Source organism: Saccharothrix coeruleofusca, from assembly GCF_014648515.1.
Lineage (GTDB): Bacteria > Actinomycetota > Actinomycetes > Mycobacteriales > Pseudonocardiaceae > Actinosynnema > Actinosynnema coeruleofuscum.
Genome location: NZ_BMRG01000031.1, coordinates 11,710 through 26,994 on the forward strand (window position 1 = coordinate 11,710; position 15,285 = coordinate 26,994).

At 73.5% G+C, this 15,285-nt stretch carries 9 protein-coding genes and 1 pseudogene; 8 read left to right on the forward strand and 2 right to left on the reverse strand.

Going from position 1 to position 15,285, the window contains the following annotated elements:
* Window positions 1-428: GntR family transcriptional regulator (locus IEZ00_RS37600; protein WP_229796402.1), on the reverse strand; the 428-nt coding region annotated here is incomplete at its 3' end.
* A gap of 29 nt (window positions 429-457) precedes the next feature.
* On the opposite strand from IEZ00_RS37600, the gene IEZ00_RS34915 reads away from it, so the two are divergent.
* From IEZ00_RS34915 to IEZ00_RS34950, 8 genes and pseudogenes are all read left to right on the forward strand, one after another.
* A complete protein-coding gene (locus IEZ00_RS34915; protein ID WP_189227632.1) occupies window positions 458-874 on the forward strand; it encodes a VOC family protein in 417 nt (138 codons plus the stop codon).
* Window positions 871-1,551, forward strand: coding sequence for an SDR family NAD(P)-dependent oxidoreductase (locus IEZ00_RS34920; protein ID WP_189227633.1), 681 nt, complete (start codon window positions 871-873; stop codon window positions 1,549-1,551). Before IEZ00_RS34915 ends, IEZ00_RS34920 begins: the two co-directional genes overlap by 4 nt.
* Before the next feature lie 146 nt (window positions 1,552-1,697).
* Window positions 1,698-2,978, forward strand: coding sequence for an SGNH/GDSL hydrolase family protein (locus IEZ00_RS34925; protein ID WP_189227634.1), 1,281 nt, complete (start codon window positions 1,698-1,700; stop codon window positions 2,976-2,978).
* A gap of 187 nt (window positions 2,979-3,165) precedes the next feature.
* Complete coding sequence (locus tag IEZ00_RS34930; RefSeq protein ID WP_189227635.1) at window positions 3,166-3,825, forward strand: GNAT family N-acetyltransferase; 660 nt, start codon at window positions 3,166-3,168, stop codon at window positions 3,823-3,825.
* Between the two features lie 208 nt (window positions 3,826-4,033).
* A complete protein-coding gene (locus IEZ00_RS34935; RefSeq protein WP_189227636.1) occupies window positions 4,034-9,493 on the forward strand; it encodes an ATP-binding protein in 5,460 nt (1,819 codons plus the stop codon).
* A gap of 212 nt (window positions 9,494-9,705) precedes the next feature.
* Window positions 9,706-10,568: pseudogene (locus tag IEZ00_RS34940) on the forward strand (sulfite exporter TauE/SafE family protein).
* Between the two features lie 188 nt (window positions 10,569-10,756).
* Entirely contained in the window at window positions 10,757-11,248 is a 492-nt protein-coding gene (locus tag IEZ00_RS34945; protein WP_189227637.1) for a hypothetical protein, read from the forward strand.
* A gap of 135 nt (window positions 11,249-11,383) precedes the next feature.
* A complete protein-coding gene (locus tag IEZ00_RS34950; protein ID WP_189227638.1) occupies window positions 11,384-11,773 on the forward strand; it encodes a hypothetical protein in 390 nt (129 codons plus the stop codon).
* A gap of 90 nt (window positions 11,774-11,863) precedes the next feature.
* Here IEZ00_RS34950 and ileS read toward each other — a convergent pair whose 3' ends face one another.
* Complete coding sequence (gene ileS / locus IEZ00_RS34955; RefSeq protein ID WP_189227639.1) at window positions 11,864-14,989, reverse strand: isoleucine--tRNA ligase; 3,126 nt, start codon at window positions 14,987-14,989, stop codon at window positions 11,864-11,866.
* Window positions 14,990-15,285 lie beyond the last annotated feature (296 nt).

The following is a 15,285-nucleotide window of genomic DNA, read 5'->3' on the forward strand; positions in this document are numbered from 1 at the left end:
TCGTGGAACTCGACGTCCAGGGCGAGCAGCTCCTCGCTGGAGGCACCCGCCGCTAGCCGCGCGGCCAGGTCATCGACGAGCAGGTCCAGCGCGTCGGGATCGACCCGGCCGATGGCGCCGCGGCAGGCCAGCCCCTCCAGGGCGGCACGGACCGAGTAGACCTCCTCGGCGTCCCGCGCGGTCAGGTCGATCACCCGCGTGCCGCGGTGCCAGGCGCTGCGCACCAGCCCCTCCCGCTCCAGCACGGCCAGACCTTCCCGCACCGACCCCCGGCTGACGTCCAGCGACGCGGCCAACTCCACCTCGCGCACCGGCGAGCCGGGCGGGAAGGCCCCGGCGAAGATCGCTTCCCTGATGCGGTCGGCCGCCTCGTCGGCGAGCCCGCGCCGTTCCGCTCTACGCATCTGCACGATGTCGAATGTTGACATTCGGACAAGCGAGGGTCAAGGTTGGGGACATGAAACCCGGATTCCACCTCGCCATCCCCGTCGACGACCTGGCGGCGGCACGCGCCTTCTACGGCGGCGTGCTCGGCCTCGCGGAGGGGCGTTCCGCCGAAGCGTGGGTCGACTGGAACTTCTACGGGCACCAGGTGGTGACCCATGTCGTGCCCGGCCCGCGCGCCGACTCCGGCCACAACCCGGTCGACGGCCACGCCGTTCCGGTGCCGCACTTCGGCCTGATCCTGCCCGTCCCGGAGTTCCACGCGCTGGCCGACCGGGTGCGCGCGGCGGGCACCGAGTTCGTGATCGAGCCCTACCAGCGGTTCGCGGGCGAACCGGGAGAGCAGTGGACCATGTTCTTCCGCGACCCGGCGGGCAACGCGCTGGAGTTCAAGGCGTTCAAGGACGAGTCGCAGGTGTTCGCCAAGTGAGCCGGGGAGTGCTGGTCACCGGCGGCAGCCGCGGTATCGGCGCGGCGATCGCCCGCGCGTTCCGCGACCGCGGCGACCGCGTCGTGGCCCTGTCCTCGGCGGACGCGGACCTGGCCGACCCGGACGCCGTCGCCGCGGCGGTCGAGTCCGCCGCCGAGGCGCTGGGCACCATCGACGTCCTGGTCAACAACGCGGGCCTGGTGGAACTCGGCTCGCTGGCCGACACCTCCTACCAGCAGTGGCGGTCCCTGTGGCGGCGCACCTTCGACGTGAACGTCTTCGGCGCCGCCAACATCTCGTACTGCGTCGCCCACCACATGATCGAGCGGGGTGTTCGCGGGCGGATCGTCAACGTGGGCTCGCGCGGCGCCTTCCGGGGCGAGCCGGACATGCCCGCCTACGGCGCGAGCAAGGCCGCGCTGCACTCCCTGGGGCAGTCGCTGGCGGTCGCGCTGGCCCCGCACGGCATCGCGGTGGCATCGGTGGCGCCCGGCTTCGTCGCGACCGAGCGGGTGGCCGACCTGGTGACCGACCAGGTGCGCGGGCAGAGCCCGTTCGGCCGGGTCGGCAAGCCCGACGAGGTCGCCGCCGCGGTGGTCTACCTGGCCTCACCGGAGGCGGAGTGGGCCTCCGGCGCGGTCCTCGACCTCAACGGGGCCTCCTACCTGCGGACCTGACCGCGGCCGGGAAGCGGGACTTCCTTGACGTGGTGGAGCGCCGTCGACATACTCTGCCCGGAAAGTTTCCGGGTTTACAGCGAATGTTTCGGCGGCCGCACGGACCGGGTCGCACCGTTGATCCACGCAGAAGCGGGGAGCCCACCATGAGCAGGTCCTCCACCACCGCCCTGGTGATCACGGCGTTGCTCGCGACGGCCGCGCCGCTGGCGGCCCACCTGGACCACCGCCCCGGCACCACCGGGCAGGACTGGGTGGGCACCTGGGCCTCCATGCCGCAGCTGACCGAGCCGCACAACATGCCGCCCGCCCCGTTCACCGGGGACGGCGTGGTGCTGGTGGACAGCACGCTGCGGCAGACCGTGCGCGTCTCGGTGGGCGGCGAGCGGATGAGGCTGCGCTTCTCCAACGCCTTCGGCGGCGCCCCGCTGCCGCTGACCGCGGTGACCGTGGCGCTGCCGGAGGGCGACAAGGCGGGCGTGGCCTCGGTGCGGCCGAACACCACCCACCGGATCACCTTCCACGGCAAGGACTCCACCGTGGTGCCGGTCGGCGCCCAGGTCGTGTCCGACCCGATCGACTTCCGGCTGGCCCCCAGGACCAACCTCACCGTCACCACCTACCTGGCCGAGGGACAGGCATCCGACCGCATCACCTCGCACCCCGGCTCCCGCACCACCAGCCACCTGCTGCGGGGCAACCACGTCGCGGCGCAGACCATGACGGGCAGCACCCCCACCGACCACTGGTACTTCCTCAGCGGCGTCGAGGTGCGGACCAAGCGCGACGGCAAGGCCGTGGTGACGCTGGGCGACTCGCTGACCGACGGCCGGGGCTCCACCACCAACGGCAACAACCGATGGCCCGACCAGTTCCTCGCGCGGCTGCACGCGCACCGGCGCACCGACGACGTCGCGCTGCTCAACCAGGGCGCGGGCGGCAACCGCGTGCTCAACGACGGCCTCGGCCCCAACGCGCTGGCCCGCCTCGACCGCGACGTGCTGGCGCAGAGCGGCGCGCGGTGGCTGGTGGTGTTCGAGGGGGTCAACGACATCGGCACCGCCCCGGCCACCGCCGAGGCGCAGCGGAAGGTGGCCGAGGACCTGATCGCGGCCTACGACCAGATCGTCGTCCGCGCGCACGCCCAGGACATCCGCGTCTACGGCGCGACCCTGACCCCCTTCGGCGGCAACACCAACTACGACGATCCCGAGGGGCACCGGGAGTCCGCGCGACAGGCGGTCAACACCTGGATCCGCACCAGCGGCCGCTTCGACGCCGTGATCGACTTCGACGCCGCCACCCGCGACCCCGCCCGACCCCGCGACCTCCTGCCCGCCTACGACGACGGCGACCACCTGCACCTCAACCCCACCGGCTACCGGGCGCTGGCCGACGCGGTGCCGCTGAACCTGTTCACCGGCTGAGCGAGCGCTCCCGACGGACGCCGATCCACAGTGGACGCTCGGCTGTGGACGCTCAGCGCGACCCCGCCCGTGAGCCGACATGGGGCGCGTCCGCGATCTCCCCGTTGGATCGCCCGCCGAGCAACGCGAGGACTAGGATGGGAGGTCTGTCGCCACACAGTTGCAACAAGCGCTCCCCGGAGGACCCGTGCCCGGCTCGTCCCAGCCCACCCTGACCGAGCTCGTGCGCCTCTGGGAGCGCGGCTGGCGCGAGTGCCGGGGCTGGGCCGCGCCGGAGGAGGCCCGCGGTGGCCTGCGCCTCCTGCTGGACCAGCCCGGCAGGCACTCCGAGGTCATCGCGCTGCACGACGACGACGCCACCGTCCTCGGCCTCGCCGACGAGGTCGCCGCCGCGGAGCGCCCGACCTGGCTCACCGTTCCCACGACCAGGCCCGACGAGGTGGAGCGGACCCTGCGCGACGCGGGTGTGCGGCCCCGCGAGACCCGCGAATGGCTGATGACCCGCGATCTGGCCGACCACCCGACCCGCGCCGTCCCCGCCCCGTACCGCGTCACCACCACCGCGCGCGGTCCGGTCATCGGGGTCGAGGTGCGGCACGGGGACGACCTGGCGGCGGGCGGGCAGACCTCGGTCGTGGCGGGTCACACCGTCCCGGACCGGATCGAGACCCGGCCCGGCCACCGCCGCCGGGGCCTGGGCGCCGCCGTCATGGGCGCGCTGGCGGGCGAGGCCGCGCGGCGCGGCGCGCACACCGGCGTCCTGGTCGCCAGTCCGGACGGGCGCGCCCTCTACACCTCGCTCGGCTGGACCGCGGCGGCCGCGGTGGTCATCGCCACCGCCGCGTAGGCCGACGTCCGTCCACCACGCGGCCACTGGCCGTCAACCGGACTCTCACCGAATCTTCCGGCCGAACGCGCTGACCACGCCTCTTGTAGGGTTCCTACAAAATTCCGGGCGCAACACGCATAGCGGCCACCGTTGGTTTCTCGAGGGCGTACAGAAAAGCTGATCGACGACGCTCTCCACGCACAGCTGCCCGACTAGGAGCCAGGCCTTGTTCTCGCGAATCGCCATCGTCAACCGCGGCGAAGCCGCCGTGCGGCTCATCCACGCCGTGCGCGACCTCGCCGCGGAGACCGGGTCGCGCATCGAAACCGTGGCCCTCCACACCGACGTCGACAACACCGCCACCTTCGTGCGGGAAGCCGACCTCGCCCACTCGCTCGGCCGGGCCGCGGACCGGCCCTACCTGGACCTCGCGGTGCTGGAACGGGCACTGGTGGACTCCGGGGCCGACGCGGCCTGGGTCGGCTGGGGCTTCGTGGCCGAGGACCCCGCTTTCGCCGAGCTGTGCGGCCGCATCGGCGTGACCTTCATCGGCCCCGACCCGGAGGCCATGCGCAAGCTCGGCGACAAGATCGGCGCCAAGCTGATCGCCGAGGAGGTCGGCGTCCCGGTGGCGCCGTGGAGCCGCGGCGCGGTCGACGACCTGGACGCGGCCGTGCGCGCCGCCCGCGACATCGGCTACCCGCTCATGCTCAAGGCCACCGCGGGTGGCGGCGGCCGGGGCATCCGGGTGATCACCTCCGAGGAGGAGCTGGTCGAGGCGTTCGACCGGACCAGCCAGGAGGCCGAGCGGGCCTTCGGCAGCGGCGTGATGTTCCTGGAGCGCCTGGTGACCGGCGCCCGCCACGTCGAGGTCCAGGTCATCGCCGACGGCCAGGGCACGGCTTGGGCGCTGGGCGTGCGCGACTGCTCGGTGCAGCGGCGCAACCAGAAGATCATCGAGGAGTCGGCCTCGCCGGTGCTGCGGCCCGAGCAGGTCACCGAGCTCAAGGCCTCGGCCGAGCGGCTGGCACTGGCCGTCGGGTACCGGGGCGCCTGCACGGTGGAGTTCCTCTACCACCCCGGCGAGCAGCGGTTCGCCTTCCTGGAGGTCAACACCCGCCTGCAGGTCGAGCACCCGATCACCGAGATCACCACCGGGTTCGACCTGGTGCGCGCCCAGCTGCACGTGGCGTCGGGCGGCAGGCTGGAGGGCGAGCGGCCGGCCGAGCGGGGGCACGCCATCGAGGCCCGCCTCAACGCCGAGGACCCCGACCGCGACTTCGCGCCCTGCCCCGGCCGCATCGAGCGGCTGGAGCTGCCCGCGGGCCCCGGCATCCGGGTCGACACCGGCGTGAGCGAGGGCGACAGCATCCCGCCCGACTACGACTCGATGATCGCCAAGATCATCGCCCACGGCCGCGACCGGGCAGAGGCGCTGGCCCGGCTGCGCCGCGCGCTGGCCGAGACCACCGTGATCATCGAGGGCGGCGCGACCAACAAGAGCTTCGTGCTCGACCTGCTCGACGAGCCCGCCGTGGTCGAGGCCAGCGCGGACACCGGCTGGATCGACCGGGTGCGCGCGCAGGGCGGGCTGGTGGTGCACCGGCACTCCGCCATCGCGCTGGCCACCGCGGCGATCGGGGTCTACGAGGACGAGGAGCAGCTGTCCCGCAGCCAGCTGTTCACCTCCGCGCGCGGCGGTCGCCCGCACACCCGGCACGAGGGCGGCCGGGTGCTGGAGTTCAGCCTGCGCGAGCAGAGCTACCGCGTGCACGTCGCGCGGGTCGGCGCGCACCGGTTCCGGGTCGGCCTGCCGGTCGCGGGGGGCGAGCTGCGCACCGCGGACGTGGACGTGGAGCGGTTCGACTCGCACACCGGGCAGATCACCGTCAACGGGGTGCGCTTCCGCATCGTCACGGGCGTGCACGGCCCGGTGCACCACGTCGAGGTCAACGGCGTGACGCACCGGGTGAGCCGCGACGAGGGCGGCGTGCTGCGCTCCCCCATGCCCGCGCTGGTGGTGGCGACACCGCTGGAGGTGGGCGACGAAGTCGAAGCGGGCGCCCCGGTGCTGGTCCTGGAAGCGATGAAGATGGAGACGGTGCTGCGCGCGCCGTTCCGCGCCCGCCTGCGCGAGTCCGCGGTGTCGGTCGGCAGCCAGGTGCCCGCGGGCGCCCCGCTGCTGCGGCTGGAGCCCGTCGGCGACACGGACGCGACCGCCGAGCAGGGCGCGCGGGGCCCCGCCGTCGAGCTGGAGCTGCCCGCCGCGCCCGCCGACGCGCGGGCCTACCAGCGGCAGCTGCGGGACCTGCGCGACCTGCTGCTGGGCTACGACACCGACCAGGACGGGGCGGACCGGCTGTCGGTCGACTACCTGTCCGCGCGCGCCGAGCTGCCCGAGCGCCCGCTGGCCGAGGAGGCCGGGCTGCTGCGGCTGTTCGCCGACCTGTCCGAGCTCAGCCGCAACCGGCCCGTCGGCGACGAGCAGTCCGACAGCCGGGTGCACAGCCCGCGCGAGTACTTCCACACCTACCTGCGCAGCCTCGAACCGGACCGGGCGGGCGTCTCCGACACGTTCCGCCAGCGGCTGTCCACCGCACTGGCGCACTACGGCGTCACCGACCTGGAGCACACGCCCGCGCTGGAGGAGGCGGTCTTCCGGATCTTCCTCGCCCAGCAGCGCGCCGCCGCGGACGCCGCGGTGGTGGCCGCGCTGCTGCGGCAGTGGCTGACCGAGGCGCCGCCCTCGGAGGCGGACCGGCTCTCGGTCGGGCTCGCCCTGGAGCACCTCGTCGCCGCCACGCAGGTCCGCTTCCCGGTCGTGGCGGACCTGGCCCGAGGCGTGGTGTTCCGCTGGTTCGCCCAGCCGGTGCTGCGGCGCTCGCGCGCCCGCGTGCACTGGGAGGTGCGCAAGCACCTGGCCCACCTCGACCGCCACCCCGACGCGCCGGACCGCGCCGAGCGGATCACCGCCATGGTGGCCAGCCCCGAGCCGCTGGTGCGACTGCTGGGTCAGCGCATCCGCCGCGCGGGCACCGACCCGGTGCCGCTGCTGGAGGTGCTGGCCCGCCGCTACTACGGCAACGACGCGTTCACCGCGGTCCGCCCCGCGCACGTGGCGGGGTGCGTGTTCGTGGTGGCCGAGAACCAGGTGGACGGCACCCGCGTGGTCAGCACCGCGGTGGACTTCCCCGCGCTGGCGGGCGCGGTGGGCGCGCTCGGCGAGCTGGCCGGTGACGGCTCTGCGGTCGCGGACCTGTACCTGACCTGGGCGGACGGCCCGACCGACCACGAGGCGATGGCCACCCGGCTGCGCGAGGTGCTCGGCGGGCGGCCGCTGCCCGCCGGGGTGGACCGCGTCACCGCGACCGTGGCGGGCAGGCGCGGCGAGGCGATGCACCACCACTTCACCTTCCGCCCCTCCCCGGAGGGCCTGGTCGAGGAGCGCCTGGTGCGGGGCCTGCACCCGCGCATCGCCGAGCGGATGCAGCTCGACCGGCTGCGCGAGTTCGACCTGACCCGGCTGCCGTCGCTGGACGAGGAGGTCTACCTCTACCGCTGCGTGGCCAAGCAGAACCCGTCCGACGAGCGCCTGGTCGCGCTGGCGCAGGTGCGGGACCTGACGCCGCTGCGCGACGACGACGGCCGCATCGTCGCGCTGCCCGCCGCCGAGGACGTGCTCTCGGCCTGCCTGGACGCGCTGCGCCGGGCGCGCAGCAGGCAGGGCGGGGGCCACCGGCCCGCGACCAACCGCATCGTGCTCTACGCGTGGCCGCCGACCGACCTCGGCTCGGCGGAGCTGGACGCCGTGGCCAAGCGCGTGCTGCCCACCGCCACCGGCCTGGACCTGGAGGAGGTGCTGTTCCTGGCCCGGCGCCGCGACCGCGCCACCGGGGAGCTGGTCGACATCGGCGTGCGCATCGGCGACGACGCGGGCGCGGGCGTGCGGCTGTCGTTCATCCAGCCGCCCACCGAGCCGATCCGGCCGCTGGACGACTACCGGCAGAACGTGCTGCGGGCGCGCAGCCGCGGCACCGTCTACCCCTACGAGCTGGTCGACCTGCTCAGCGGCCCCGACGGGACGTTCGTCGAGCACGACCTGGTCGACGGCGAGCTGGTCCCGGTGGAGCGGCCGAGGGGGCGCAACACCGCCGCGATCGTGGTCGGCACGGTCAGCACGCCCACCGCCAAGCACCCGGAAGGCATGACCAGGGTGGTGCTGCTGGGCGATCCGACCAAGGCGCTGGGCGCGCTGTCGGAGCCGGAGTGCGCCCGCGTCATCGCGGCGCTGGACCTGGCCGAGCGGCTGCGGGTGCCGGTGGAGTGGTTCGCCCTGTCCGCGGGCGCCCGGATCTCGATGAGCTCCGGCACGGAGAACATGGACTGGGTGGCCGCGGCGCTCAAGCGCATCGTCGAGTTCACCCAGGCGGGCGGCGAGATCAACGTGGTGGTGGCGGGCATCAACGTCGGCGCCCAGCCGTACTGGAACGCCGAGGCCACGATGCTCATGCACACCAAGGGCATCCTGGTGATGACCCCGGACTCGGCGATGGTGCTGACCGGCAAGCAGTCGCTGGACTTCTCCGGCGGCGTGTCCGCGGAGGACAACTTCGGCATCGGCGGGCACGACCGGGTGATGGGCCCGAACGGGCAGGCGCAGTACTGGGCGCCGGACCTGCGCTCGGCGCGCGAGGTGCTGATGGCGCACTACGAGCACAGCTTCGTCGCGCCCGGTGAGAGCGGCCCGCGCCGGGCGTCCACCGACGACCCGGTGGACCGGGACGTGTGCGCCTACCCGCACAGCTCGCCGGACAGCCCGTTCACCACCGTGGGCGAGATCTTCTCGACCGAGGCCAACCCGGACCGCAAGAAGCCGTTCGACATCCGCACGGTGATGCGGGCGCTGTCCGACCAGGACCACCCGGTGCTGGAGCGGTGGCGCGACATGGCCGACGCGGACACCGCGGTGGTGCAGGACGTCCACCTGGGCGGCATCCCGGTGTGCCTGCTGGGCATCGAGTCGCGCGCTGTGCCGCGGCAGGGCTTCCCGCCCACCGACGGCCCGGACGCCTACACGGCGGGCACGCTGTTCCCCAAGTCGTCGAAGAAGGCCGCGCGGGCGATCAACGCGGCCAGCGGCAACCGGCCGCTGGTGGTGCTGGCCAACCTGTCCGGCTTCGACGGCTCGCCGGAGTCGATGCGGGAGCTGCAGCTGGAGTACGGCGCCGAGATCGGCCGCGCGATCGTGAACTTCCGGGGTCCGATCGTGTTCTGCGTGATCTCGCGGTACCACGGCGGCGCGTTCGTGGTGTTCTCCAAGGCGCTCAACCCGAACATGACGGTGCTGGCGGTGGAGGGCTCGTTCGCGTCGGTGATCGGCGGCGCCCCGGCCGCGGCGGTGGTGTTCACCCGCGACGTGGACACCCGCACCGCCAACGACCCCAGGGTGCGCAAGCTGGAGGCCGCGGTGGCCGAGTCCACCGGCGGTGAGCGGGCGGCGCTGACCGCGGAGCTGGCGAGCACCAGGTCCGCGGTGCGGGCCGAGAAGCTGGCCGAGGTGGCGGCCGAGTTCGACCGGGTGCACAACATCCAGCGGGCCGTCGAGGTCGGCTCGGTGGACGCGATCATCCCGGCGGCGCAGCTGCGGCCGCGGATCGTCGAGGCGATCGAGCAGGGCCTTCGGTAGCACCCCGATCCGGTGCGGCGCGGTCCGGTTCGCCGGGCCGCGCCGCACCGCTGCGGTCGCCCGCATTCCGCGGTGTGAATGCGATTGGCGGCCGGTGCCCCGCTGGGAAGATTCGGCCAGATCCGCCCTTGGGAACGGAGGCCGACATGCGACAACTGGTGCTGCTCGCGTTAGTGGGCTTGGGCGCCCAACTCGTCGACGGCAGCCTGGGCATGGCCTACGGCGTGACGTCGGCGACCCTCCTGCTGGCCATCGGCACCAGCCCCGCGGCCGCGTCCGCGACGGTGCACCTGGCCGAGATCGGCACCACGCTGGTCGCCGGGGTGGCGCACTGGCGCTTCGGCAACGTGGACTGGCGGGTCGTCGCGAAGATCGGCCTGCCCGGCGCGGTCGGCGCCTTCGCCGGGGCGACGTTCCTGTCCAGCCTCTCCACCGAGGTCGCCGCGCCGGTGATGTCGTTGCTGCTGCTGGCGCTGGGCGTGTACATCCTGGTCCGGTTCACCACCTCCGGCCTGTCCCGGCACGACCTGGGCAAGCCGCTGCGCAAGCGCTTCCTGGCCCCACTCGGCCTGCTCGGGGGCTTCGTGGACGCCACGGGCGGCGGCGGTTGGGGCCCGTGGGCACCCCCGCCATCCTGGCCAGCGGGCGGCTGGAGCCGCGCAAGACGATCGGTTCCATCGACACCAGCGAGTTCCTGGTGGCCGTCGCCGCCAGCGCGGGTTTCCTGTCCGGACTCGGCTCGCGGGACGTCGACCTCGGCTGGGCCGCCGCCCTGCTGCTCGGCGGCGTGATCGCCGCGCCCATCGCGGCCTGGCTGGTGCGGCACATCCCGCCCCGCGTGCTCGGTTCGGCGGTGGGTGGCGTCATCGTGCTGACCAACACCCGGACGCTGCTCAGGAGCGACTGGGTGGACGCGGGCGACGGCGTCCGCTGGGTGGTCTACGCCGTCATCCACGCGGTCTGGGCAGCGGCGCTGGTCTGCTCCGTCCGCCAACACCGCGCCAACCTCGCGCGGGAGCGGCGGCTGGTCGCCGAGGCGAGCGGGAGCGACGGGGGCGAGCGCACCACCGCGTGAGCCCGCGCGGGCGAGGCGGACGGATTCCAGATTCCTCCCAGGCCGGGCGCGCACGCTGGCGACGTCACCGGCTGAGCATCGGCTGCCGCCCTGGTCCGTCGGGCAGTCCGCACAGCCGCCTCGGAGGAACGGAGAAGAACGTGCGGAGAACACATCTGCGCCCGCTGGTTGGCGGTGTGGTCACCACCGTGCTGCTGACAGGGTCGTTGCTGGCCACGACGAACAGCGCTCAGGCGTACAACCCCAACCCCACCGTCCGCTGGGCCCAAGTCGACACCGACGATTGCCGCCGCCTGGGCGGCAACCTGACCGTGAGCGCCCAGAGCGACGGCTGCCGGGTCAACGACTCGTGGGACGGCACCTTCTTCCGGAAGGACCCGAACGGGATAGCGATCAAGGTGGAGCTGTACGTCGGCTCGACGCTCGTCGCCAAGTCGGAATTCCACCCCTACGGCGAGGTGCTCTGGGTGTACGACACCCGTGACGACAGCGACACGATCTACACCACGCTGCGGGTCGCGGAGTTCGGCGACTCCTACGGGCCGTACCGGGGTCCGGTGAACGGTGCCAACACGTACAACCTCTCCATCACCGATGGTCGCACGGTCACCATGTCGGTGAACGACAACAACGACCCGAACAACCTCGACCAGCTCATCGCGCTCCAGGGAACCGCGTAGCGACGAGCGCGTCCGTCGACCACGGCGGTCCCCCGTCCGGGTCGTCGGGGAGCGGCCACCGATCCCCGACGACCGCGTCGGGTGGTGCTCGCGGGCGGGCAGCGGTCGTGGGGAGCGGGATCTTAGGCTGTCCGCATGATCTTCTACACCGACGCGGAGAGCCAGGTCCTGCGCAGAGCCGTCTTCGGCGTGATGCTGCTGGTCTCCGACGCCGACCCCGGTCCCGTCATCCAGGAGCGCCACGCCGGTCTGCGCGCGCTGACCGAGCTCTCCCCCAACGTGCGCGGCGCGCTGCACGCCTCCCGCGTGGACCTCTCCGCGATCCCGCGAGCCGAGCTGGAGGAGCGGGTCCTGGAGGCGCTGCGGACCTCGCGGAAGATCCTCGCCGCGAAGTCGCCCGCCGACGCCGCCACCTTCCCTGCCGCCGTGGAGGCGATCTGCCACGAGGTGGCCGCCGCCGACGGCCAGGTGGCCGAGGTCGAGGCCGCGGTGATCGCCAAGGTGCGGGACGCGCTGAACGGCTGAGGCCGCCGACCGAGCGTTCGGGTGCGTCGGGTAGTGGTTACCGGCCCGGACGGGGGCCTCGGGTAGTACTTGCCGACGCGGCTCGGGCGGTCAGACCTTGCTGACCTGGACCCGCGGGCCGTCGTCGGCGGCGCTCGCGTCGGGCACCAGCTCCAGCGAGGTCGCCAGGGTCTCCGCCGCCACGAAGTCCCGGTGGGCCTCGACGGCCGCGACGACGCCCGCCGACGCGGTGAGCGTGACCGCGATCCGGTCGGTCAGCTCCAGCTCGGCGTCGCGGCGCGCCTGCTGCACGGCGCGGACCACGTCGCGGGCCGTGCCCTCGGCCTCCAGCTCCGGGGTGAGCTCGACGTCCAGCGCGATCGTGGTGTCCCGCTGGGACTTGACCACCCAGCCCTGCTTGGGGACCTCGGTGACCAGGACCTCGGCGGGCTCCAGCCGCAACCGCTCGCCGTCCACCACGACCTCCACCGGCCGCTCGGCGCGCAGGGCCGCGACCACCTCGGCCGGGTCCGCCGCCGAGACGGCCGCGGCCACCTGCCCGGTCCGCTTGCCGAAGCGCTTGCCCAGCTCGCGGTAGTTCGGCTTGACCGTCACCTCCACCACCTCGCCCGCGCCCGCCAGCGGCAGCACCGACTTGACGTTGAGCTCGGCGGCCAGGTCCTCCAGCAGCGACGGGTCGACCACCAGCCCGGCGGGCACGCCGAACAACGCGCGCCGCAGCGGCTGCCGGACGCGGATCTTGCTGGCCTTGCGGGCGGCGCGACCCGCCTCGGTGAGCGCGCGCACCGCGCGCATCTGCTCGGCCAGCGACGGGTCGACCAGCGCGGCGTCCGGGGTGGGCCAGTCCGCCAGGTGCACCGACTCGGGCGCGTCGGGCAGACCGGGCCGCACCACGCGCTGCCACACCTTCTCCGCGATGAACGGCACGAACGGCGCCAGCAGCCGGGTCAGCACGTCCAGGCACTCGAACAGGGTGGCGAACGCGTCGGCCTGGCCCGCCCAGAAGCGCGAGCGGGACCGGCGCACGTACCAGTTGGACAGGTCGTCGATGAACTCCGCCAGCCGCCTGCCCGCGCCCGCGGTGTCGTAGTCCTGCAGCCGCTCGTCGACCACGCGGGCCAGCTCGTGCACCTCGCCGAGCACCCAGCGGTCCAGCGCGCCGCGCTCGGCGGCGGGCGCGGCGGGCTGCGGCCACTGGGCGTGGCTGGCGTACAGGGTGAAGAACGAGGCGGTGTTCCAGTAGGTCATCAGCACCTTGCGGGCGATGTCGTCCAGCGCCTCGTGACCCACCCGGCGGGCCGCCCACGGCGAGCCGGAGCAGGCCATGAACCAGCGCAGGGCGTCCGCGCCGTGCCGGTCCATCAGCGGGATGGGCTCCAGGATGTTGCCCAGGTGCTTGGACATCTTGCGGCCGTCCTCGGCCAGGATGTGCCCGAGGCAGACCACGTTCTCGTAGGAGCTGCGGTCGAACACCAGCGTGCCCACGGCCATCAGGGTGTAGAACCAGCCGCGGGTCTGGTCGATCGCCTCGCAGATGTACTGCGCGGGGTAGGCGCGGGCGAACCGCTCCGCGCTGCCCGGCACGTGCGGGTAGCCCAGCTGCGCGAACGGCATGCAGCCCGAGTCGAACCAGGCGTCGATCACCTCCGGCACCCGCTCGGCGCGCCCGCCGCAGTCCGGGCAGGAGAAGGTGACCTCGTCGACGAACGGCCGGTGCGGGTCCAGCCCGGACAGGTCCTCGCCGACCAGCTCGCCCAGCTCCGCGCGCGAGCCGACGGCCGTGACGTGGCCCTGCCCGCAGCGCCACAGCGGCAGCGGCGTGCCCCAGTAGCGGGACCTCGACAGCGCCCAGTCGACGTTGTTGTCCAGCCAGTCGCCGTAGCGGCCGTGCTTGATGTGCTCGGGGTACCAGTTGGTGCGCTCGTTCTCCCGCCGCAGCTCGTCGCGCACCTCGGTGGTGCGGATGTACCAGGACAGCTGGGCGTAGTACATCAGCGGCGTGTGGCAGCGCCAGCAGTGCGGGTAGGCGTGCTCGAACCGCTGGGCGCGCAGCAGCAGGCCCCTGGCCCGCAGGTCGGCCTGCACCGGCGCGTCGGCGTCCTTGAAGAACATCCCGCCCACCAGCGGCAGGTCCGCGGCGAACCGCCCGTCCGGCCCGACCGCGGTGACCACCGGCAGCCCGGCGGCGCGGCAGGCGGCCAGGTCGTCCACGCCGTGCGCGGGCGACAGGTGCACCAGGCCGGTGCCGTCCTCGGTGGTCACGAAGTCCGCGGCCAGCACCAGGTGCGCGTCGGGGATGTCCACCGCGTCGAACGGGCGGCGGTAGCGCAGCCCGACCAGCTCGCGGCCGGGCACGGCGGCCAGCACCTCGGCCGCCTCGCCGAGCACCGACTCGCGCAGCGCCGACGCCACCACGAAGGTGCCCTCGGCGGTGCGCGCGACGACGTACTCGACCTCGGGGTTGACCGCCACGGCCGTGTTGGACACCAGCGTCCAGGGCGTCGTGGTCCACACCACCAGGTCGGCCCCGTCGATGCCCGCCACCTGGCCGAGCACCGGGAACCGCACGTAGACCGAGGGGTCCTCGACGTTCTCGTAGCCCTGGGACACCTCGTGGTCGGACAGCGTGGTGCCGCATCGGGGGCAGTAGGGGGCGACGCGGTGGTCCTGGAACAGCCTGCCCGCGTCGAAGATCCGCTTCAGCGCCCACCACGCGCTGTCGACGTACTCCGGGGACATAGTGGTATAGGCGTGGTCGAGGTCGGTCCAGTAGCCCATGCGTTCGGTCAGCGCCTCGAACTCGCCGACGTGCCGCAGCACCGACTGCCTGCACCGGTCGTTGAACTCGGCGATGCCGACCTTTTCGATGTCGGGCTTGCCGTTGAGGCCGAGCTCCTTCTCCACCGCCAGCTCCACCGGCAGGCCGTGGCAGTCCCAGCCCGCGCGGCGGGGCACGGAGTAGCCCTTCATGGTCCGGTAGCGGGGCAGGACATCCTTGAACACCCGCGCCTCGACGTGGTGGGTGCCCGGACTGCCGTTGGCCGTCGGCGGGCCCTCGTAGAAGACCCAGGGCGGACCGTCCGCGGTCTTGGCCAGGCTGCGCGCGAAGACGTCGTTCGCCTTCCACCACCCGATGACCTCGCGGTCGAGTTCCGCGAAGTCCACCCTGGCGGGCAGCGCGGCGAACGGTGAGCTGCCGTGTGCGGTCTCGGTCATGTCCTCCGAACCCCTCCGACCCGTCGAGGCGAGTCCCCTGGACGAGCCTATCGCCGGCCCGTGCGGGGGTCCGGTCGGCGAGCGGCGGGAGGGGCCGATCGGGTTGCAGGCGGCCCGCCCAGGAGGTCGCCGCGCAGCCGCTCCCCTCCCCGGCTGAGAGCCTCGGACAGCGGAACTCCCCGTGGTGCGCGGGCCCGCGCACCACGGGGAGTTCCGCTCCACCCGGCGGTTCGACCCGACGCGGGAACTGCACCGCGGCCGGTCAGCGCACGTATGGCGGCCAGTCGCCGCAGCAG